Source organism: Paractinoplanes bogorensis (assembly GCF_018829635.1).
GTDB lineage: Bacteria > Actinomycetota > Actinomycetes > Mycobacteriales > Micromonosporaceae > Actinoplanes > Actinoplanes bogorensis.
The window spans coordinates 40525-62297 of the sequence record NZ_JAHKKG010000009.1; the positions used below are offsets into that span (position 1 = coordinate 40525).

Sequence of the window (21773 nt, forward strand, 5' to 3'; positions counted from 1 at the left end):
ACCCGGCCACAAGGAGAACTGCCGCAGTGACCTCGACCTCATTGCCCGAGGACGTGACGTTCGGTTACTTCCCCGACTATGAGCAGTACGCCGTCGCGCTTGGCCGGGGCCGTTTCGCTCGTGCCCTCGTACTGGAAACCGCAGTCAGGACGCTCGCCGACCACGTGACGGAATGCCGGGTGCTCTGGAATCCGGAGGTCGAACTTCCCGAGGGCGTCTACTGGTTCCAGGGCGTCGACGACGGACCCTTGATCTTGCAGGTCGGGGCGGGCGCGCTGCCGGGCGGCGCGATGGTGGAGTCGCCGTACGGGCTCGACGAGGACCATCCTCTGCTGGCCGCCTGGGGCTGGGCCGAGGAACTGTGGCCCGAGGCCGAACGTGTGCCCGCCGCTCTCTTCGCCGTCGACGAGGCCGCGCTCACCCAGGCCGGCGGGACAGACGTGGTGGTCCGCGACCGCAAGTTTCTCCGCGGACACTGGTCGTACACCGTGATGGTCGACGGCAAACAGCAGGACATCGTCGAGTCGCGCCTGCGCCCGCGTCCGGACATCGGGGGGCCGGCCGCGTGGGTCACCCGTGAGCCGACACCTGCGGGCCGATTCGGTGCCACCCTCACGCGGGCCAAGCTGCTGGGCAAGTTTGCCAACACGCTCTTCTCGTTCCGCGCCACCCGGACCACGTTCCGGCCCTACCAGTTCAAGCCGGTGCTTAAGCTGCTGCAGACCGGCAAGGCCCGGCTGCTCATCGCCGACGAGGTCGGTCTAGGCAAGACCATCGAGGCCGGCCTGATCTGGACCGAGCTCGAATCCCGCAGCGAGGCCGACCGGCTGCTGATCGTGTGTCCCTCGAGCCTGCTCGGCAAGTGGAAGCAGGAGATGCGGGACCGCTTCGAGCTCGACCTCACCGAGCTCGACGGTGCCGGACTCAAGACGTTCCTCGAGCGGCACCAACAGAATCGGCTACCGCCACGGCAGGCGTACATCTGCGGTCTGGAACGCCTGCGCACCTGGGACGGGCTGGAGGACCTGCGGGCCGTACCGCCGGAATTCGACCTGGTGATCGTCGACGAGGCGCACTCGATGCGTAACCAAGACACCAAGAGCTACGCGCTCGGCACCGAGTTGTCGGACTGGGCGGCCAGCCTGGTCTTCCTCACCGCGACGCCGATCAACCTGCACGAACAGGATCTGGTCAACCTGCTCGAGCTGCTGGTCCCCGAGGACTACGGCAGCGCCCAGGACCTGCAGATCCGGCTCGAACCCAACCGGATCATCAACGCCGTCTCGGCCCGCCTGGTCGACAAAGAGGTCCGCGGCCCTGAACTGGTCGCCGAGCTCGACAAGCTCCGGACGACGTCGCTAGGCCACTCGATCATGCGGCGACCCGACTACCGCCTGCTCACCAACCTGCTGGCTCAGGACCGGCTGACGCCGAGCGACATCGTCGACGCGAAGCGCTACCTGGCCGGGCTGAACACGCTCTCCGCCGTCATCACCCGGACGAAGAAGGTCGAGGTCGACGACCGCAAGGCCAAGCGGAGTGAGCAACGCCAGGAAATCGAGTGGACCGAGGCGGAGTCCGAGTTCTACAAGCAGTATCGCCAGTGGTGCACGGCCCGGGCCAAGGCGATGAACAGCAACCTGTACTTCGCGATGCAGATGCCGTTGCGCCTGGCGAGTGCGTGCCTCCCCATGGCCCGCCAGGCCGTCCTCGACCCGGAGACTTTCCACGCCGACTCGGACGCCGTGTCTCGCCTCCCGCCGCACGCCGAACTCATCGCGGCCGCCCAGCACCTCCCGGAAGATGTCGACACCAAGTTCGACGCCCTTCACATGCTGGTGCTGCTGCCGCTGAAGATGCAGGACCGGCAGGCGCTGCTCTTCACCCACTCCCGCCCGACGCTGTCCTATCTCGCCGACCGGCTGAGCAAGCATTTCCGGCTTGCCGTCATGCACGGCGGTGTCAGCCGGGACGCGCGCCGCCAGATCATGGCCGACTTCCGGGCCGGCGCTTACGACTTCGTCCTGGCCAACCGGGTCGCCAGCGAAGGTCTGGACTTCGAGTTCTGTTCCGCGGTCATCAACTACGACCTGCCGTGGAACCCGATGGAGATCGAGCAGCGCATCGGCCGCATCGACCGGATCGGCCAAGTGGAGGAGACGATCCAGGTCGTCAACTTCGTCAACGACGAGACCATCGACGAACGCATTCTCGTCCGGCTCCTCGACCGCATCGACATCTTCGAGTCGTCCATCGGTGCGCTGGAGCCGATCATCTCGGCGCAGGCGCCCGCGGTCCTGCAAGCCGGCTTCGACTTCACGCTCACCGAGCAGGAGCGGGAGCAGAAGGTGCACGAGGCGTTGCTCGCCATCGAAGAGCAGCGCGCCGGCCTGCGGGACGTCTCCGATGCTTCGGCCGCGCTGATGGCCAGCAACGACGTCGACGTTGCCGGCCTCGAGGACGACCTGATGCGGACCGGCCGCTACATCGGTCAGCGTGAGCTCGCACTGCTGCTCGACGACTGGGCCCGCACCGACGGCGCACCCGGCGTGAAGATCGCGCCGGACGGCCTCACACTGGAGCTTCGCGGCAATGCCGCCATGGCCACCCGGGTGAACGAGCTCGCGAAGCGCTCGGCGGGCGAAACGCAGTCGATCGCCGCGAACCTCCGCCACGAAATGCCGATCTCGCTGGTTCTGGATCAGGAGCACGCCCGTACGCATGTCGGCACGTTGCTCGCAGCGACGAGCCCGCTCGCCATGGCGGCCGCGGCCGTTCCCGATCATCGGCAGGCGCGCTTCGCTTCGCTCCGCATCACCGCCGATCCTTCGACCACCGCACCCGGCACCTACGTGGTCGTCCTGGCCAAGGCGATGACCGCATCCCGGCGTGGTGACGAGATCTGGGGCTCGGCCGTCACCGTGGCCGGCCGCGACGCCGGCACCGGTCCGGCCGACGCGCTGCTGGCCGCCCTGGCCGAGGGGAAGCTGGCCGACGCGCCGCTGCCCGCCATCGACCGTCTGCCCCAGCGGGCCAAGCGCGCGTTGGACAGCCTGCACCTGCGTCATCAGGACGAGCAGGACCGCCGGGACCACGAATTCGAGGCGCTGCAAGAGGCCCGGATCGTCACGGTCACCGCTCAGCACGAGCGGAAGCTGGCCACGATCCGCAAGCGCATCGAGACCGCGCTGTCTCGCGGACGTCTGCAGAGCTCGGTCGCCGGCTTCCGGGGCCAGGAACGCCGGGCCGAGCAGAAGTTCGCCGCCCTGATGGAGAGCATCCGCACCGCGGGTCAGCCCGAGATCCGGCTGGAGCCGCTCGCGGCCTGCGTCGTCCAGATCGTCGACCGGACGGAGACGAAGTGACCCTGAACCAGAAGTCTCTCGATCTCGAGGATGAGCGGACCACGCAGAAGCGCTACCGCAGCAAGGTACGGCCCAAGTCGGTGGGGACGCGCGGCCCGGCGGTCTCCTACGGCGCGCTTCTCGGGCGGATCGCCCTGCGCGGGCCTAACGAGCTGCTCGGCGGTCACGGTGACTTCTACATCGGAGAGTCCTACGCCAACCTCGACGGCGTCCGCGTCTTCAGCTGGGCCGCACCGGTCGCCTGCACGTTCTTCCGCGGGTCACAGCATCACGAGCTGTGCCACGAAGTCGCCCTCATCCGCGCGTTCGAGCATCAGGGCGAGAACCTCGTCGACTTCCACGACGAGCCGATGTCGGACCAGGTGCCCGCCGAACCCTTCCGGAAACGAACGCTCAGAGTCCCCGCCGCGCCCCGCCGACCAGCCAAGCTGCGCCCGCCCGCGCCACCGATGCCCCGGCAACCGGCCCCGCCCGTGGCTGAGACCATCACCACCACGACCGTACGCGCGGAGGCCATGCTCCGGGCCCAGCTCGCCGCACCCCGCACCAGGAGCCTCGCCCCGGTCCTGGCGACGCTCCAGCCGGACCAGTACGACCTGGTCACCGTGCCTGCCATGGACAGCATGATCATCGAGGGGCAGCCCGGCACCGGCAAGACGATCGTCGCCTCACACCGTGCGGCCTACCTCGTCAGCCGCGACACGCCCCCGGAGAACACCCTCGACGGCAGCGTCCTCGTGGTGGGACCGACCGCCGCCTACTCGCACCACGTACGGGACGTCATCAACCGGCTCACCGGCGGCTCAGATCGGGTCCGGGTGCTGTCGCTGCCCGAGCTGATGATGACGATCCTCGACATGGAGAAGCCCCCCGCCGGCGAGATCTCGCGAACCTCGCAGGACGTCGACGAGAACCTGGCCCGGTTCGTCCGAGCCGCCATCCCCCACGTACGGAAAAAGGTCTTGCACCCCGGCTGTATCGACGTCTACAACCACCTGCGCCGCAACGGCACCGGGGATCACCCGGTCACCCGCGACCCGAAGTGGATGGGCTACCTCTACGGCCTTCCCACAGCCAGCGACGCGCTCGCCCAGCGGGCCCACACCCCACTGATGGCCACCATTCAGTGGGAGATCCAGAAGCCGCCCACCCTCACTGGCGTCGAACACATCATCGTCGACGAGGCCCAGGACGTGACGGCACTCGAATGGCACCTGCTGGCCTCGATCAACGAGGCGGACGCCTGGACAGTCATCGGAGACCTCAATCAGCGCCGGTCCGACCACACCAAGGCCACGTGGCAGGAGGTCGTGGGCCTGCTCGACATCCCCGTCGGCGATCCCCCGATCCGCCGGCTCGAACGTGGCTACCGCTCGACCCGGCCGATCCTCGAATACGCCAACCGGCTGCTGCCGGCCGCGGACCGGTCAGTCCTGGCGTTCCAGCAGGACGGACCCCAGCCGGTCGTCGAGAAGTGCTCGCGGACGACCCTCGACACCGCCCTGGTCAGCCAGGTCAAACGCCTGAACGCGGCCTACCCGAAGGGCACCGTGGCCGTCATCACCGCCGACCCCGAGGCCGCGGAGACCAGGCTGCGCCGAGCCGGTTGGGCCCGGGTCCGTGCCGGCGTGTGGGAACGCACACAACGCGAGGTGACGGTCACACACCCCGACGGCGCGCGGGGTCTGGAGTTCGACGGCGTGGTCGTGGTCGAGCCCGCCGACTTCCCGCAGAACCTCGGCCGGCAGGGCCCGCTCTACACCGCGCTGACCAGGCCGAACCGCGAGCTGGTGGTCCTACACACCAAGCCGCTGCCGGACAAGCTCCGCGTCGTCAGCTGAAGTTCAGGTCTCCCGTACGCGTCCTCTTCAGCTCGAAGAAGTCGGGGAACCCGGCCAGCGCCACCGCCCCGTCGAAGACCTTCGCGGCCTGCTCGCCGCGCGGGATGCTGTTCATCACCGGGCCGAAGAACGCCACCCCGTCGATGTGAATGGTCGGCGTGCCGACGTCGTCGCCGACCGGGTCCATGCCCTCGTGGTGGCTCTTGCGCAGCGCCTCGTCGAATTCGTCGGATGACGCGGCGGACGCCAATGAAGCCGGCAGCCCGACCTCGGCGAGTGCCTCCCGGATGACGACCTCGAAGTCCTTGTTTCCCTGGTTGTGGATGCGGGTGCCGAGCGCCGTGTAAAGGTCCCGCAACACCTCGTCGCCGTGTTGCTGGGCCGCCGCGGTCACGACGCGGACCGTGCCCAGCGAACGGTTGACCAGATCGCGGTACCAGTCGTCGAGATCGCGGTTCTCGTTCAGCACGTACAGGCTCATCACCCGGAAACGCAGGTCGAGTTCGCGCAGCTTTTCGACCTCGAGGATCCAGCGGGAACTGATCCAGGCGAACGGGCAGGCCGGATCGAAGTAGAAATCAACCTTGGTCACCCGTCCACCGTACGTCTAGTTCGTTTTCGGCTCGCCGGGGATGGTGAAGAGCGGCTTCCACGGATCGTCGGCATCAATGGGGAACTCGGTCGAGGGCGCCTCGTCGGTCGTGTTCCACTTCGCCTCGTACGGCAAACCCTCGTAAAGCACCCGCGTCCCGCGCTGATAGGTCCGTCCGGGCTGCCACACCTTGCTGACGCCGGTAATGACCGGGACCGGCCGGGGCGCCTTTTCCACCGGACTGACCGGGCCGATCACCGACCACGCCGTCTGCGTTCCGGCGGCCGGCGCCGCGGACGGATCGACCCCCGAGTTCGCCCATTTCGCCTCGTAGACCACGCCGTGCCAGACCACCTTGTAGCCGGCTACATACATCGCGGACATGCGCCAGACCGGGTACGGGCTGGTGTCGGGGTCGTCGTCCGTCGCCGCACGGTTCGGGATCTCCACCGAGTCGCGGTCGTCACTGCCGGGGGCCTTGCCGGGCAGACCCGCGAAGACCTTGGAGAACGCCAGCGCCTCCTGGTCGACGCCACTGCACGTGTTGGAGTGCACGACGACGTTGGCGAACGTGCCGCGACACTGTGCGTCACGGTTGAGTGACCACATCGAGACGCGGCCGAGGCCGTTGTCGACCGCGAACCGGGCCAGGCCCTCGGCGTCGTCCAGAGTGAAGCGTTCGGTGTCGATGTCGTTCTGGCCGATCATCGGGGTGGCGCCGATCCGCGACCACACCTGCGGCGACGTCAGTTTGGTGCCGAGCCGCAGGTAGAGGTCGGTGAGCTGCTTGTGGGTGCCGCTGAGCGCGCTCAGGCTCAGCGCCAGCATGTCGGGCCGCGCGTCGCCGTTGTTGTAGTCCATCGTCATGACGTTGACGCCGCGCAGGTCGACGCCGCCTTCGAGCATGCCGCGCACGACCCCGACGCCGTCGTCGGTGAGTCCGGCCGGGCTGACCGGCAGGGTCAACCAGACGGTGAGCTTTTTGCCCGCCTTAACCCTTTCCTTCTGTACGGTCGCCACGGCCGTGACCCGCCGTTCCAGCGAGGCGCGATCGGCCACCGCGGTGCCCTCGATGTCCAGGTCGAGCGTCTTCACGTCATATCGGGTGATCAGCTGCCGGTACGCGTCGGTGAGCTGCTGCTGATTCGTGCAGGCGACGGCGAGCTCGCTGTTGTTCAGCCCGCCCAGGCTCAGCGTGATGTCGCCGCCGGCCTTGCGCAGCTGGTCGATGCGCCGGTCGAGTTCGAGCTGCTTGCCCGCGCCGTCCAGCGTGTACGCGCCACCCCAGCTGGGCCGGCACGCGCTCTTGGGGTCGGCCACGACGAAGCCGAGCGCGACGTCGTTGGCCGGGTTGGCCGTCGGGTCCTGGAACTGGAACGTCGGGGTGAGCGTGACGTCCACGTACGGGACGGCCCAGCTCTTCGCGGTCGGCCCGGCGGTGTCCCGCAGGTAGCGGAACCCGTAGAAACCGCCCGCGCCGATCAGGCCGAGCACGAGCACCAGCGCGGTGAGCCTCGACCACGACAGCCGGGAGCGCGGCTGCTCCGGTTCCTGCCAGTCCGGGTCGGCGAGCGGATCGTAATCCGGCCGCACGGCTACGGGGGTGGCACGGTCCGACATGAAGGCCCTTTCGATTGTGAAGTCGCCACACGTTGGCGTACCGGGACGGCAATAGCGATCGGGCGAACGGACGACCGCATCCAATCTGGATTCCGGAGCGTCAGACGGCGTTGTGGCGTTGACAATTCCGCCGGGTACCGCCGCGCGGTGCTGACGCAAATCCGTACCGAAGGGCTCATAAACGCATGCCTCGCACACCGGCCGACCAGCGCAAGCCGGAAGTCCAGCGCCAATGGGGAGCCGACCGGAGGACCGAACCTCACCCGATCGTTCCGCCCGCGGCCTCCGAAGGCAGGATCACTCGGGGCCGGCTCGCCATCGTGGTGACCATCACGGTGTGGGCGTGCTACATCACATACACGATCATCCAGCAATTCATCGCCGGGCACGCGTACACCGTGAAGCTCGCGATCGAGGCGATTGTGTACATGTTGGTCGTCACCGGTTTGGCCGCGTCCGCAATCGCCTATCTGATCACCCGAATCGGATATTTCTATCGGGCGCGTGGTCACCAGCGAACGCCGCGAATCATGCTCGACGAGTTCATCGGCGGGAAGCTTCCATCGATGACCGTTCTCGTCCCTTCGTATCAGGAGGACGAACGGACCAACCGGACCACATTGCTGTCGGCGGCCCTGCAGGAATACCCCGGCCTGCGCGTGACCCTGCTGATCGACGACCCGCGCGCACCCAAGACCCGCGCCGCCCGCGACATGCTGCTCGCCGCCCGCGCGCTACCCGGCCAGATCGAGGCTGAGCTGCGCGTTCCCTACTCCCGGGCGTCGAACGCGTACGCGTACTTCGACGAGCAGGTCCGCATGCGCGGCGGCTACCTGGTCGTGATCGAGGACATGCGCCGGCTCGCCGACGAATACCGCTACGCCTCCGACTGGCTCTACGACCTGGGCGCCCGGCAAAACATTGTCGACCACACCGACACGTTCTTCGTCGAGCACATTCTGCAGCCGCTTGCCGTCGAGCTGGGCCAGATCTCGGGCGCTCTGAATCGCGGCGCCGACGAACAGGTCGCGCTGCCGATCGCGCGGATGAACCAGCTCTACCGCCGCCTCCTGGCCATTTTCGACGCGCAGGTGACCAGCTTCGAGCGCAAGAAGTACGTGTCCTTGTCGCACGAGCCCAACAAGGCCATGAACCTGAACAGCTACATCGGCCTGATGGGCGGCGCCTACCAAGAGGTGAATACGCCACTGGGCACCGCTCTGGTGACGGCCGGCCCCAATCGCGCCGACCTGGTGGTCCCCAATCCGGACTATGTGCTGACCCTCGATGCGGACAGCGTTCTTCTTCCCGAGTACGCACTCCGCCTGGTCCACCTGCTCGAACAGGGCGCCTATGCCCAGCACGCCGTCGCGCAGACGCCATATTCGGCGTACCCCGGTTCGGCGACCCGGATCGAGCGCATTTCCGGCGCCACCACGGACATTCAATACATCGTCCACCAGGGCATGACGCATTACGGTGCGACATTCTGGGTCGGCGCCAACGCCGTACTGCGCAAGCGGGCCCTGGACGACATCGTCGAGGTCTCCTACGAGGGCGATTGGGAGATCAAGCGCTACATCCAGGACCGTACGGTCATCGAGGACACCGAGTCGACAATCGACCTCGGCGTCCACGGGTGGTCGCTGCACAACTACCCCGAGCGCCTGGCCTACAGCGCCACCCCGCCCGACTTCGGTTCGCTGTGCATTCAGCGGCAGCGCTGGGCCAACGGCGGCCTGCTGATCCTGTCGCGCCTGAAGGACCAGTTCCGCGCGAAGTCGAAGCGCGAGGACAAGAACCGCTTCGGCGAGTACTTCCTGCGCGTCAACTACATGGCCTCCATCTTCTGGAGCTCCATCTGCCTGATCGTGATGCTGGCCTACCCCTTCAACAACGAGCTGCTCAACCCGATCCTGCTGCTCGTCTCGGTGCCGTACTTCTTCATGATGGCGGCCGACCTGAAGCACCTCGGTTACAAGCGCTCCGACATGCTCCGGATCTACGGTTTCAACCTGATCCTGTTGCCGGTCAACCTGTCCGGCAGCATCGCCTCGCTGCTGCAACTGTTGACCGGAGAAAAGAGCGCCTTCAAACGTACGCCGAAGGTCCGCAACCGCACGACGGCCGCCAGCAGCTTCCTGTTGCTGCCACTGGCGTTGATCGCCCTGTGCATCTACACGATCTGGGTCGACATCGAACACCAGCTCTGGAACAACTTGGTCTTCGCGGTGCTCAACCTGACCCTTTCCCTGTACGCGATGGTGGCGTTCGTCGGCCTCGGCAACACGGTCGTCGACCTTTTCACCCACGTACGGAATTGGCTGATCCGCCCGGTCGTGCCAAAGCGTTCCCGTCGATCCCTGTCCCGCTCGTCGTCGAAGAAGGCAACTCCGGCTCCGGCCACCGGCGACTGGGCCCAGGTGCTGCATTACCGCCACGAACACGGCGCAACCGCGGGCCAGACCACCGTACGGCTGCAGCGCACCGACACGGGTTGGAAGCCCGCCGCCGGCTCGTCTTCGTCGTCGCAGGCCCAGGCGTTCGAGGAGTTCAGCTTCTTCACCGTCTTCCAGCCCGTCTACAACATGATCAACGGCCACGTGGTCGGCTACGAGGCGTTGACCCGCTTCGCCGACGGCAGCAACCCCCGCCAGGCCATCGAGGCCGCTTCGTCTCGGGTCGCGCTGGACGCCGCCCTGGTCCAGGCCGCCATCACCTCGTCGGCGTCGCTCCCCAACGGCACGTGGCTCTCCGTCAACGTCACCGCCGACCTGCTGCGCCGCCCGCAGGAGTTGGCCCCGCTGCTGGCCCAGTCAAGGCGCCCGGTAGTCCTGGAAACCGGCGACACCGACGCCGCCGAGGTGGCCCGCCTAACGGCCGGCGCCCGGGTGGCAGTAGACGACCTGGGTCCCGGCTACGAGACGTTGGCCCTGATCGAAGCGGTGCGGCCCACTTTCCTCAAGCTGGGCATGGAGTCGGTGGCAGGCGTCGAGTCTTCGTCGGCCCGGCAGGCCGCCATCCGAGCACTGGTCCAGTTCGCCGAGCAGCACAATTGCACGGTAATCGCCGAGGGCATCGAAACCGTCGCCCAGCGGGACGCGCTGGTCGCTTGCGGCGTGCCTTTCGGCCAGGGCTTCTACCTAGGCAAGCCAGTCCCGGTAGAGCGAGTGCTGGCCGGCGTCGGCGGCTGGTAGCTGAGGTTCTCCTCGACAAGGATGTCCCGGCCCAGCACGGCCAGATACACCTCGTCGACGCTTCCGTAGGTGGCGTGGTCGAGGTCGAGCCCGAGGGCGTCGGCGGTAGTCCGTACGGCGTCCTCGCTCGGTCCCTCGATCTCGAGATACGTGGCCAGATCGGGCCAACTGTCGAGGTCGAGGGTGACGTCGCCGAGCTTCCATTCCTCGCGATAGTTCTCCTGATAGCGCAAGGCCTGAAAGCCCATCGCTTCCAGCAGCGTGGCGCCCGGCAACACCGCCCCCAGTCCTTGACGACAATGAGGCGTGGCCCTCGAATACGACTGGTCCGGCGACACGGACATCGACATGCCGGCGTTGCGCGCGTTCATCGCCACCGCCACCGGCGGCTCACAACACCCGGACGGCACGGTCTTCCTCGACGGCATGTACATCACGGCTCGGACTGTGTCTGACGACGACAGCAACCCGGCCATGAAGCTGTTCGGCTTCGACGAGCGATTCACGAGCACCTTCCGCTTCGCGAACACCGCTGACGACGCGACCACGGACCACAACATCGCCCTGATGGCTCACGTCCTGATCACGTTCGCCCAATCCCGCAAGGGCCGCGGCATCCTCCTGCACAACGGCGAGAAAGCGGTGCTCCAGTACGGCGAGCACGGCATCGTGTTCGACTCCGAGTGGGAGGACTGGACCAGCAACGGCAAGGTCGCTCCGCTGCTCACCTCGTTCCTCGGCTGTGCCCTCCCGCAGCCACTGCTCTGAACCCGGCGGACCGTACGTGTTCGTCGATACGTGTGTGCACGGATGTGGCGTTCCGGTCTGAGCTGCCAACCTGATCCGGCCCTTGTTTCTCGACGGAAAAGGACGACTCCATGCGCCGACTTGGCATCCTCGCTGCCACGGCTTTTCTGGCCGTAGCCGGAACAGCCACCGCCGCCAACGCAGCAGTATCCGCGCCCTCCGTCAACCTCGACTGTGAATCTGGCCTGAACCGCTACCTGTGCTCCACCGTCCTTTCCGGCGGTGCCCCCACGTCGATTCGCTGGTCGGTCAACGGCATCCCCATGCCCGCTTGGGACGGACGCCGCGCCACCACCGGCCCCTGCACCGCGTCCACCGTCGTCTCCGTCACCGTCTCGAATTCGGCCGGATCTGACTCGGCCTCGTGGCGCGGCTGCCGCAGCGGCCCCTGGCTGTGACCTGACGCCGGTCCGCCCCTCGCCCCGGGTTGCAACAATGGCCCGAAAGATCCTCTGGCGAGGGGTTACCGGGTGTCGATGCTGGTTGGTCGGGAATCAGAATGGCGAGCGGCCCAGGCCGCCTGGGAATCGCTCACCGACGGCAGCCAAGTCCTCGAGGTGGTCGGCGAGCCCGGCATCGGCAAAACCCGCCTGCTGGCCGAGATCGCCCGGCAAACCCGCGATTCCCTTTTCCGTACGCTCACCGGCCGCGCCACGGAATTCGAGTCGGAGCTGCCGTTCGCCGTGATAATCGAGGCGCTGGATCACCACGTACGGAAAAACGCCTCTCTGTTGCAGTCGCGGCTGACCACAGAGGACATCGGTCGGCTGGGTTCGATCCTCGACGGACTGCCGGACGGTTCCGAGGTGTACGCGGGCGAGCGCTATCGCACGTTGCGGGCGATCCGGCAGCTCCTGGAAATCCTCGCCGAACCGAGCGGCCTCGTGCTGATCCTCGACGACGTGCATTGGTGTGACGCGGCGACGATCGACCTCATCGACTATTTGATTCGGCAGCCGCCGGACGCTCCGGTGCTTCTCGTTCTCGCTTATCGGCCGGCCCAGGCACCGGCACGGCTGGCGTCGAGTGGCCGGCGACTGACCTTGGGTCCGCTGTCCGAGGCCGACGTCGAGCACCTGCTGGGCACCGGCCCCGCCGAAGCAGCCCGGCTCACCCGTCTCAGCGGCGGGAACCCGCTCTATCTGGACGCGTTGCGCCGCTACGAGACGACGAGCGCGGGCACCGTACGGACTCTGGATGACCTTGATCCGGCCATCGCGGCCCTGCCCGCGGAGGTGAGAGTCGCGTTCAGCGCCGAACTCTCCGCCCTCGACCCGGACAGCCGACTGCTCGCGTCGGCGGCCGCAGTCGGCGGTGACGAATGCGAGCCGGCCCTGCTCGCCGTGATCGCCGAACTCCGCGACGCCACCGTCCTGCGCTGTCTCGACGACCTGGTCGCCCGTGACCTCATGCAGGCGGTGCCGGGCACGGGGCGTTTCCGGTTCCGCCATCCCCTCGTACGGCATGTGGTCTACGCCTCGGCCGCAGCCGGATGGCGGCTTGCCGCCCACGCCCGCGCCGCCGCCTACCTGGAAGGGGTCGGCGCTCCACCCCGAGCGCGCGCTCACCACGTCGCCCGCTCGGCCACCCTCGGCGACGCCCGAGCCGCAACGGTCCTGGTCGACGCTGCGCAGGCGGTCGGGCCGCAAGCTCCCGCCACCGCCGCGTACTGGGCTCAGGCCGCCCTCTGCCTCCTGCCCGGCGACACCGCCGAGGCGGGCCTGCCCAGCCGCGCCGACCTGTCGATCTTCCTCGCCGAGCGCCAGGCCGCCAGCGGTTTCCTCACCGAAGCTCGCAAGACCATGGGCACCGTCCTGGACGTGCTGCTCGCCCCCGGCGATCCCGCCCGCCCCGCCGCGGTCGGCTACACCGGCCTGCTGCTGCGCTTGATCGGCCAGCACGAGGAGGCCGAAGCCCTGCTGGCCGCCGAACCCCCCGACCCCGACGTCCTATTACAGCTGGCCACGTACGCGTTGATCCGAGGCCACCTGTACGAGGCCGACGAACGCCTGCACCGAGCCTCCGAACTCGCCGCTCCCGGCAGTGCCGTGGCCGCCATCGCCCAGGGAATCCGCTCGATGACGGGCGTCGAGCCACCGCTCAAATCCACCGCCGCCCTGCTCGACACCCTCTCCGACGACGACATCGCCGCCCGCCTCGACGTCTGCGCGTGGATGTGCTGGAGCAGCCTCGACGCCGAGGGCACCAGCGACTCACTGCGCCGGCTGCGGCGCTGTCGGCAGATCGCGGTGCGGTTCGGGCACAGCTTCGTGCTGCCTTACCTGCTGGCCATGCAGGCCCTGATGCAAGCACGTCTGGGCCGCATCACCGACGCCATGCGCGACGCCGACGAGGCCGTGGGCATAGCCCGAATGCTCGCCGCCGACGAACCGCTCTCGCTAGCCCTGCTCACCAAGTGCTGGCTGCTCAAATGCGCGACCGACCACGCCGGCGCCATCGACGCGGGCGAGCAGGCCGTAGCCGCCGCCACGGCCGGCCGGGGTTGGCTCTCCACCGCTCAGGCGATGCTGGCTTTCGCCCGCTTGGCGTCCGGCGACCACGAACGCGGCGCAGCCGACCTGATAGCTGCCGGCGGTGGGCCGTCGTTGACGCGGCTCTATCCCCACAACCGTACGGTGGCCTGCATTTCCCTGAGCGCCCTCGCGACCGACCCGGCGTCGGCGCGCCACTGGGCCGACCTGGCCGAAACCGTGGGCGCCTCCAACGGCGGGGCGGCGTTGCTGGCGCGAGCTTTGGCCGAGGGAATTGCTGATCCCGTACGCGGTGGGGCGCTGGCCGAAGCAGCCGCCGCTTTACTGACCGAGGTCGAACAGCTGGTGATGGCCGCACGTGCCTGGCTGGCAGCAGTCACAATGCACCAGCGTTCCGGCGATTTCGGGGCGGCGCGCACCGCCCTAACCCGAGCCGAACAACTCAACGGCCGAATGGACTGCGCCGAAATCTCGGCCGGCATCCAGCAGCTGACACACCGCCTGCTGCCCCCGGTCGGCCTGACACCTCGGGAGAGCGAGATCGCGGCCCTGATCGCCGACGGCCGCTCCAACACCGAGATAGCCGCAAAACTCCACTTGAGCATCCGTACGGTAGAAACCCACGCGTCTCGCATCTACACAAAGCTGGGCGTCCCGACCCGAGCCGCCGCCGTCAGCCGCTTAGCCTCCTGACCCGCACAACACCACCGAGGTAGAACCTTTGTCTTCCATCGAAGATCTGACGGCGCAGGTGCGAGCGTTCGCCGAGGAACGCAACTGGGAACAGTTCCACACGCCGAAGAACCTGAGCATGGCGCTCGCCGGCGAGGTCGGCGAACTGCTGGCCGAGCTGCAGTGGCTCACGCCAGAACAGTCAGCGGCCGTCATGTCAGACGAGAACCTCGGCCCACGAGTCCGCGCCGAAATAGGCGACGTAACCATCTACCTCGTACGTCTGGCTGACGTACTCGGCATCGACCTAGTCCAAGCCGGCATGGACAAACTGAACGAGGCCGCACGCCGCTACACGGTCGAGGCTTCCCACAGCTCAGCAGCGAAGATCGGCAGCGACAACCCGCAAGCGTCATAGCCGCATGCTTCATCGCGACGAGTACGACCCGTAACGACCAGCCAAGATCGGTACGCCGCCCGGGTGTGCTCGGACAACCGCCGGTTCGCCAGCCACACCTCGGTGACCTGCTCGGCCGCCCTGACCGTGCGCGAACGCTAATGTCTATCACCCGGCCGCCGTGCGGTAGTGACCAGCCGACACCGTGCTCCGGACCTGAGAGGTCAGGTGGTAGCCGTCGTGTCGTGGGCAGAAGTACACGGCTCGCGGAAAGTACGGGTTGTGCCGCTCACGCCGAAGCTGGATGTACCGCAGCTCCCGTACGGCGAGTTTCTGACTGGCGTAGCACCGCTTGCGGTCGCAGCCACGAGCGTGGCAGCGACCGGCCACGGCGACCGGCGTAACTGTCCCCATTCGCGCTCACCTTTCGAGATGACTTCATCCGTGATCCGGTTCTGTCATCACCGTAGGGCGCACAAACTCTTGTATTTGAATAGATAGCTATCGCCCGCGTTTGAACTCAGACAGGCTAGAAATCGCGGGCAATTGGCACCTGACACTGCTTAGAAGTCTGGTTTCGGCAACGGGCACGGCGTCGCAAACAGGATTAAAATTTTCGGTCGTGATCCACCTCACTGTCGACCGTTACACGCGGCGCTGAGCACTGGGGAGTCCTTCAGCCGCGCTGTCGGAATTGCCTGGCCGGTAGCCGTTTAATCAACCGCGCACATTCGGTTGAGACGCCGTAACTCACAACTCGAGGTGGATCGCCTCTCTTGGTCGCTTCGCCTGGAGTCGGGCAGCGCGACACGAGCTGGTGCCGGCGCTGCCCACAGCTAGCCGGGGAACGACTGCTGAGGTCAGCCATGCCTGCGCTAGCTCGTCATGCCCATCTCCTGAGGTGCGGACCCGTAGCTTCAGAGCCTCCGCGGTCGGGATGCCCTCATTCGACCCGACCAGGTCGACGGCGCGTCAGTGCAACAACCTGGGTGGGCGTCCATCGTCAATTTGCAACGGCTTCGCTGAGTTCCTCGCTTGGGGCTCGACCCGAACGCATTCGCGTACTCGAGTTTGAAAGTTGAACATCAATGACTCCGACTCTCGCTGAAGGTGGTTGTAGTCGCGGTTATTCGCGCCTTGAGAGCACCGCTCGCGGCGTCCACTTGAATGTTCTGTACGGCAGTGTCGGCGCAGCGCAAGCCGTACCAGCGGCTTCGATGTTCGCGGGGCTGAACTCGCAGTCAGGAGCGGGCGAGCTCTACCGACAGCACTCGGCGCAGAACAACAACGACCTCGCCCGATGCGAATCGCTCACCCGCCTGCCGCTCCAGACGGGTCACCACCGAAAACATCTCGTCCTGGCCAGCCACCCTCAGATGCGCCACCATCCAGGCGCCCAAATCGTCCAGAGCGTCCGGCATGACGAAGGCTTCTGGCGGCGGAGACAACGGTGCGGCCTCGGCGTCGAGCCTCGGCAGCGGTGTGCCGGCTGACGCGTACTCGCCCGGCGGCATGCCCACGCGGAACGGGTGCACACACACTGGTGTCCCGCCTGGCGTGGCCCGCCAGCCGAGTTCCGGGTTGTAAGTCAACTCAGTCCTCGGACGCGTGACCACGTCGAACTCCCCGGGCCCGAGAACCTGACCTGGACAGATCCCGCACGTCTCGTCACACCAACGTTCCAGAGGGCCAACCACGCCGCCATGTTAAGGCCGATACATGCTCCGCAGTTGCTCTGCGACCCGCTAGCACCCCGTGGCAGCCATGGTCCCTGTCCGAAAATGCCCAGAACCTGAACGCAGATGCTCGAATACGCTCGGCCGACGCTCCTACCAGCGGGAAACGCTCTGACGGTCGTCCGGCACTACCCGTTTGCACCCCCTGGGACGCCCGGGCACGCGTGAGAACGCCCTGGTAGGTACCATATGGCCGTAGGCCCTCGTAGCTCAGGGGATAGAGCATCGGTTTCCTAAACCGTGTGTCGTAGGTTCGATTCCTACCGGGGGCACTTCCGCTGCGCGCTTCTCGGCGCGGTGATCACGCGCGTTAGCTTGAGTGGGTGCTGAGCGACGAGGAACGCATCCTCCTGGCACCCCACCTCGCCCTGCTGAGGCGAGCCCACGCTGACCTCGTTGCGGCGGAGGAGGCGCTTCAGGCCGCCGACCAGGATCGGGCTCGGTCGGCCGGTGAGTCGGACTGGCGTGACCGGCTGCTTGGTGGGCTGTTCAGCGCTGACGATGGCCGGGCCAAGCGGTTTCGGCAGGCTCGGGACTCGCGCAAAGCCGCCGACACGACGCTGGCTGAGGCTCGCGAACGGTATGGGAAGTATGCCGACCGGGTGAACGGGATGCTCGAGCCGATGCTGGTTCGCGATGACCCGGTGATCAAGGGGCTTGTGGCGGCGGTGCGGGCGTGTGATGACGCTCTGCGCGCCTGCCAACAGCTGAGTACTCGGATTGCCTCGGGGGTGGCTAAGCCCGCTCCGAAGCAGCGGGAGCAGGAGAGCTGGCACGAAGCCGAGTTTGGGCGGCAGCGCCTGACCGAACTGGTGGGCGAGGTGCGGGCGGCCGGGCCGGGGCTTCGGAAGAAGGTCGAGCGGGCGGCCAAGGCGGTCGGGATGCCTGTGCCGGCGGTTCCGGAGACGGGGAACATCCGGACGCTCGGGCCGGGCGCTGACCAGGGATTGCGTGAGGTGTCGCGGCAGCTCGACGGGCTGGCCGCCGAACTTGCCCGCTGGCGTAAGGGTGCTGACACGGCGCGAGCTGCGGCGTTGCGCGCGGCGCACGACCGGCTATGACCCGCAAGCACGGTTCGGCCAAAAGTACGGTACGAGTTCGTAACAGCACGGGGTGATACTGCCGGTACGGACAGTGTGCGTCAGAGCGGTGGACTCAGATGCTTTGGTCTCATGTACCCAGTCGAGCGGTGGCGGCCGGCCTCGTCGTAGGGATTCTGGCGTTGGTGGTGGCTGCGTGTGGGGCGCCCGAGTTCACGTACGTCAAGAACTCTGGGCAACAGACCTATTTCAAGGTGCCGCATGAGTGGCATGAGATCGACACCGACTCCGTGGATGACACGCTGAGCGGCACCAATCCGGACTCGGCGACCTCGAAGGCGCGTCAGAAGGCCTGGTGGTCGGTGGCCTATGACGCGTCGGAAGTGCCCGATGCCGACCATCTGCTCAGCGCGGGGACGACACTTCAGCCCATTGTGTACGTACGGGTGGCTGATCTGAATGAGCCTCAGCAGAACGCCGTCTCGCTCGATATGTTGCGCAACGCATTCCTGCCGGTGACCGAGGAAGCACGGTCGGCGTCGGCGGGCGCCGCACTGGGGCTGAGTGGGTTCGAGCTCCTTCAGGACGAAGTGCTCACGCCGGAGGGTGGGCTGCATGGCGTCCACGTGGTCTATGACTACGAGCTGGCCAGCGGCGTGATGCACACGTTCGATCAGACGGCGCTTCTCAATACCGACGGCAGCAAGTTCTACATGCTGATCATTCGGTGCTCGACCAGCTGTTTCCGCGAACGGTCGTCCGAGCTGGACACGATCGCGAAGTCCTTCACGGTGAGGAGCTGACATGACGGACGGCCGAGGAGCTGACACGACGGTCGAACCGCTCGAAGGCCTCCGGCCGCCGGACGAAGGGCCGCAACAACGCGAACGGATCACCCGCAAGAAGCTCCCACTCTGGGACCGCATCAAATTCCTGCTGCTCTTCGCCGTCGCGTGGCTCTGTCTGGTCTGGGCGGCGATGGCGGACAACCCGATCCTGCCGTTCCAGGACGCGCTGCGAAACCAGCTGACCGACGGCAAAGGCATCACGCTGATGGTGCTGGCCGGCGTCGAGGTGCTGCGGCAGCTGCACTACCTGATCAGCGAGCACGCCTCCTGGTACCACCGGCTGTGGACGCACGGGATCTTCGGCGGCGTCGAGCGTACGTCGCATCGGGTCTTCTCGGACTGGACGCGGTTCCGGCTGATCCGGATCTTCAAGTGGCTGGTCTTCATCGCGGTCGTGGCGCTGATCCTAGGATCGGTGCTGGACACGTCGCCGGCTCTGGCCCTGTTCCAGGTGCCGGCCCTGCTGTGGTCCGCCGCACCGATGTTCCTGCAGGTCATCTTCATTCTGTTCATTGCCGTGGGCCAGTTCGCGGCGATTTTCTGGTTCCTGTCGCGGGGCGGCGTCGACGTCTATTACCCGGACGACGTGAAGACGCGATTCGCTGACGTGTGGGGACAGGATCACGTGCTGGAACGCGTACGGGAAAATATTGTCTATCTCGAGCGGCCGGAAGCGATCGAGGCCAAAGGCGGGTATGTGCCGGGCGGCATTCTGTTGTGGGGGCCGCCGGGGACGGGCAAGACGCTGATGGCCGAGGCGGTGGCGGGCGAGACCGGGAAGCCGTACGTGTTTGTCGACCCGGGCGCCTTCATCAACATGTTCTTCGGTGTGGGCGTGCTGAAGGTCAAGGGGCTGTTCCGGAAACTGCGGAAGCTCGCGTTGCGCTACGGCGGGGTCATCGTGTTCTTCGACGAGGCCGACTCGCTGGGGAATCGGGGTGCGCTGGCGCAGGGCGGGCAGGGCGGATTCCCGCGCGGCATGACACCAGCGCCGGCGCCTTTCGACAATCACGGCTGCAATGGGATGTCCTATTTGTCGCAGGGGTCGCAGCTCGATCTCACCCGAAGCGCGATGATGTACGGCGGCGGAATGGGCGGCGGCGGAGGCATGGGCACCCTGGAAGCCCTGCTGACCGAACTCTCCGGCCTCAAGAAACCGCGCGGGTTCATCAACCGCCACGTCCGCCGCGCCCTCGGCATGCGCCCGAAACCGCCGCCGAAATACCGCATCCTCGTGATGATGGCGACCAACCTGCCCGAGGCGCTCGACGAGGCATTGCTGCGGCCGGGACGCATCGACCGCATCTACAAAGTCGGCTATCCGAGCAAGGCGGGCCGCGTCCGTACGTACGAGGGCTATCTCGAAAAGGTGAAGCACGAACTCACCCCCGAGCAGGTCGACAAGCTGGCCACGATCACCCCGTACGCGACCGGCGCCACCATCAAGGACATGGTGAACGAGGCTCTGATCACCGCCATTCGCAACGGTCGCGACACCATCGGCTGGGGCGACATCATCAAGGCCAAGCAGCTCAAGGAACTCGGCCCGGCCGAGAACGTGGAATACATCGAGCGCGAACGGCACGCGGTGGCGGTGCACGAGGCCTGCCACGCCGTCGTCGCCTATCGCAGCCGGCACCACATGGAAATCGACATCGCGACGATCGAGAAGGGCAGCGGCTATCTGGGAATGGTCGCCAGCATCCCGCCCGAAGACCAGTTCACGACGTGGCGCAGCCATTACGAGGCGGACATCTACGTCTCGCTGGCGTCGCTGGCCGGGGAGCGGATGTTCTTCGACGGCGACAGTTCCTCCGGTGTCTCGGGCGACCTCGAATCGGCGACCGCGGTGGCGACCAACATGGAGGGCGTGTGGGGAATGGGTTCAACCGTTTCCTCGTACGCTTATTCGAGCCGCCTGGGCACGGGAACTCCGAGCGGGCCGCCCAAAGGCTCGGAGGAACTGTCCGCACGGCGGGCCCTGGCCGACCGCATCGAGGACAACCTGGGCGAGATGCTCGAGCGTACGGCCGCGATTCTGAAAGAGAACCGCCGCGAAGTGCTGGCTCTGGCCCACGCGCTGGAAACGCACAAGACGTTGGCCGGCGAGGACGTGATCGCGGTGCTCGAGGGCCGGCCGGGCCCCTTGGTCGACGGCACGGTCTATGCCGACGAGACGTTCATTTCGCAGTTGGAGGGCTATCACCGGGCCGCTCAACGCGCCCATCGTGAGCACGCGGGCCTGAGCACTCCCCTACCCGGCTCCTCACCGCCGGTCCTGGTTGCCGCCGCTACCGAATTCGACAAATGGCGCCGGCCCAGCAACGGCTCGGGCGAGACCGATGGCTAGAGGCGATTTCCCCGTACGCCACACGTACCGCTGGTCATAGGACCATGCATAGACGGGGAACCCGTCCCGGCACAGGTTCGCGAGCCTGGGCTCGTCCAGGTCGTCGGCGGAGTGCTCGTAGAGCTGCTGCAGACGCGGCACGATGACGCCGTAGTCGACGATCCGCGACAGGTAGTTCTCGTCGGCCAGCACCTTGTCGATGCCGACCTTGGCCAGCGGATAGGCGTCGGGCAGCACGTCCTTGAGCGACAGGAACAGGTCGGCGCCGCGCCTTCGGGGGTCGCCCAGCAGCTTGCCGAGCGGGGCGAGCCGGCCGAGCGCGAGCCGGGGTCTTCGCAGCAGACAGTGCGCGTAGAGCACGCGTAGCAGCGCGACGTCCATGAAGAAGCGTTCGAGCTCGCCCTCGCCGTCGACCAGCGCGTGATGCCGGAGATAGCCGGCCACGATGCTCGAGTTGTGCGCCCGATACCACCGCTCGGGTGACGGCTCGCGCAGAAAGACGAGCCAGAACTCAACGCTGCGGTTGCTCGGGCTGTTAGTGCGACCGAAGAGCAGGTCAGCCTCGGCCGCGTCCCGCAGCAGCGACTCGTTGACGGCCCGCCACCACGCGCTACCGCCCCGCGCCCGCAACACTCCACATCGGATCTGCCACCGCATGAAGGCAACTTCGGCCCGCCGGTACGCCTTGATGCCCGGCCGCTCGTAGAACCGCGCGGCGAGGCACAGCCGCTCCCCCGGATCATCCCGAACCGCCGCCACCATCTCGGCGGCACGCGCCTCGGCGGAGCCCTCGGTCATGTCGGCATCCTGGCAGGT

Annotated in this window: 16 protein-coding genes and 1 tRNA gene; 11 read left to right on the forward strand and 6 right to left on the reverse strand. The window is 66.9% G+C overall.

The annotated features are described in order from the left end of the window. Positions 1 to 26: 26 nt before the first annotated feature. Together KOI35_RS28255 and KOI35_RS28260 are read left to right on the forward strand one after the other, a co-directional pair. Entirely contained in the window at positions 27 to 3365 is a 3339-nt protein-coding gene (locus KOI35_RS28255; protein ID WP_215791677.1) for a DEAD/DEAH box helicase, read from the forward strand. Next, on the forward strand, positions 3362 to 5206 hold the full coding sequence (locus KOI35_RS28260) for an AAA family ATPase (protein ID WP_215791678.1): 1845 nt from the start codon (positions 3362 to 3364) through the stop codon (positions 5204 to 5206). The genes KOI35_RS28255 and KOI35_RS28260 overlap by 4 nt, the downstream gene beginning before the upstream one ends. Here the strand turns inward: KOI35_RS28260 and KOI35_RS28265 are convergent. After that, positions 5199 to 5798, reverse strand: coding sequence for a mycothiol-dependent nitroreductase Rv2466c family protein (locus tag KOI35_RS28265; RefSeq protein WP_215791679.1), 600 nt, complete (start codon positions 5796 to 5798; stop codon positions 5199 to 5201). The two genes, KOI35_RS28260 and KOI35_RS28265, sit on opposite strands and share 8 nt — an antisense overlap. Before the next feature lie 15 nt (positions 5799 to 5813). Then, on the reverse strand, positions 5814 to 7418 hold the full coding sequence (locus tag KOI35_RS28270; RefSeq protein ID WP_215791680.1) for a glycosyl hydrolase family 18 protein: 1605 nt from the start codon (positions 7416 to 7418) through the stop codon (positions 5814 to 5816). A 320-nt stretch (positions 7419 to 7738) separates the two neighbouring features. On the opposite strand from KOI35_RS28270, the gene KOI35_RS28275 reads away from it, so the two are divergent. Further along, entirely contained in the window at positions 7739 to 10615 is a 2877-nt protein-coding gene (locus KOI35_RS28275) for a glycosyltransferase family 2 protein (protein WP_308121183.1), read from the forward strand. Here the strand turns inward: KOI35_RS28275 and KOI35_RS28280 are convergent. Then, entirely contained in the window at positions 10558 to 10863 is a 306-nt protein-coding gene (locus KOI35_RS28280) for a CYTH domain-containing protein (RefSeq protein WP_215791682.1), read from the reverse strand. The two genes, KOI35_RS28275 and KOI35_RS28280, sit on opposite strands and share 58 nt — an antisense overlap. A gap of 58 nt (positions 10864 to 10921) precedes the next feature. Here KOI35_RS28280 and KOI35_RS28285 point away from each other — a divergent pair, with 58 nt between their 5' ends. The 4 genes from KOI35_RS28285 (at position 10922) to KOI35_RS28300 (ending at position 15004) form a co-directional block, all read left to right on the forward strand. Continuing rightward, positions 10922 to 11383, forward strand: coding sequence for a SitI3 family protein (locus tag KOI35_RS28285; RefSeq protein ID WP_215791683.1), 462 nt, complete (start codon positions 10922 to 10924; stop codon positions 11381 to 11383). A 110-nt stretch (positions 11384 to 11493) separates the two neighbouring features. After that, a complete protein-coding gene (locus KOI35_RS28290) occupies positions 11494 to 11820 on the forward strand; it encodes a hypothetical protein (protein ID WP_215791684.1) in 327 nt (108 codons plus the stop codon). A gap of 78 nt (positions 11821 to 11898) precedes the next feature. Then, the gene (locus KOI35_RS28295) at positions 11899 to 14607 is read left to right on the forward strand and encodes an ATP-binding protein (protein WP_246613942.1); all 2709 of its coding nucleotides are present in this window, start codon (positions 11899 to 11901) and stop codon (positions 14605 to 14607) included. Positions 14608 to 14644: 37 nt separating this feature from the next. Continuing rightward, positions 14645 to 15004, forward strand: coding sequence for a nucleotide pyrophosphohydrolase (locus KOI35_RS28300; protein ID WP_308121217.1), 360 nt, complete (start codon positions 14645 to 14647; stop codon positions 15002 to 15004). A 147-nt stretch (positions 15005 to 15151) separates the two neighbouring features. Here KOI35_RS28300 and KOI35_RS28305 read toward each other — a convergent pair whose 3' ends face one another. Together KOI35_RS28305 and KOI35_RS28310 are read right to left on the reverse strand one after the other, a co-directional pair. Beyond that, on the reverse strand, positions 15152 to 15397 hold the full coding sequence (locus KOI35_RS28305; RefSeq protein WP_215791686.1) for a hypothetical protein: 246 nt from the start codon (positions 15395 to 15397) through the stop codon (positions 15152 to 15154). A gap of 827 nt (positions 15398 to 16224) precedes the next feature. Further along, positions 16225 to 16680: a hypothetical protein gene (locus tag KOI35_RS28310; protein WP_215791687.1), complete on the reverse strand. Its 456-nt coding sequence runs from the start codon at positions 16678 to 16680 to the stop codon at positions 16225 to 16227. 238 nt (positions 16681 to 16918) lie between these two features. Between KOI35_RS28310 and KOI35_RS28315 the strand changes: the two genes are divergently transcribed. The 4 genes from KOI35_RS28315 to KOI35_RS28330 all read left to right on the forward strand — a co-directional run bounded on the left by KOI35_RS28315 (position 16919) and on the right by KOI35_RS28330 (position 20957). After that, positions 16919 to 16991, forward strand: a tRNA-Arg gene (locus KOI35_RS28315). A 51-nt stretch (positions 16992 to 17042) separates the two neighbouring features. Beyond that, positions 17043 to 17780 carry a hypothetical protein gene (locus KOI35_RS28320; RefSeq protein WP_215791688.1) on the forward strand — a complete coding sequence of 246 codons (738 nt, stop codon included), beginning with the start codon at positions 17043 to 17045 and terminating at the stop codon, positions 17778 to 17780. Between the two features lie 128 nt (positions 17781 to 17908). Next, positions 17909 to 18562, forward strand: a complete 654-nt coding sequence (locus KOI35_RS28325) for a hypothetical protein (protein ID WP_215791689.1) — start codon at positions 17909 to 17911, stop codon at positions 18560 to 18562. A 1-nt stretch (position 18563) separates the two neighbouring features. Further along, positions 18564 to 20957 carry an AAA family ATPase gene (locus tag KOI35_RS28330; protein ID WP_215791690.1) on the forward strand — a complete coding sequence of 798 codons (2394 nt, stop codon included), beginning with the start codon at positions 18564 to 18566 and terminating at the stop codon, positions 20955 to 20957. Here the strand turns inward: KOI35_RS28330 and KOI35_RS28335 are convergent. After that, positions 20874 to 21755 (reverse strand): hypothetical protein, encoded by an 882-nt coding sequence (locus KOI35_RS28335; RefSeq protein WP_215791691.1) that lies wholly within the window; start codon positions 21753 to 21755, stop codon positions 20874 to 20876. The two genes, KOI35_RS28330 and KOI35_RS28335, sit on opposite strands and share 84 nt — an antisense overlap. Positions 21756 to 21773 lie beyond the last annotated feature (18 nt).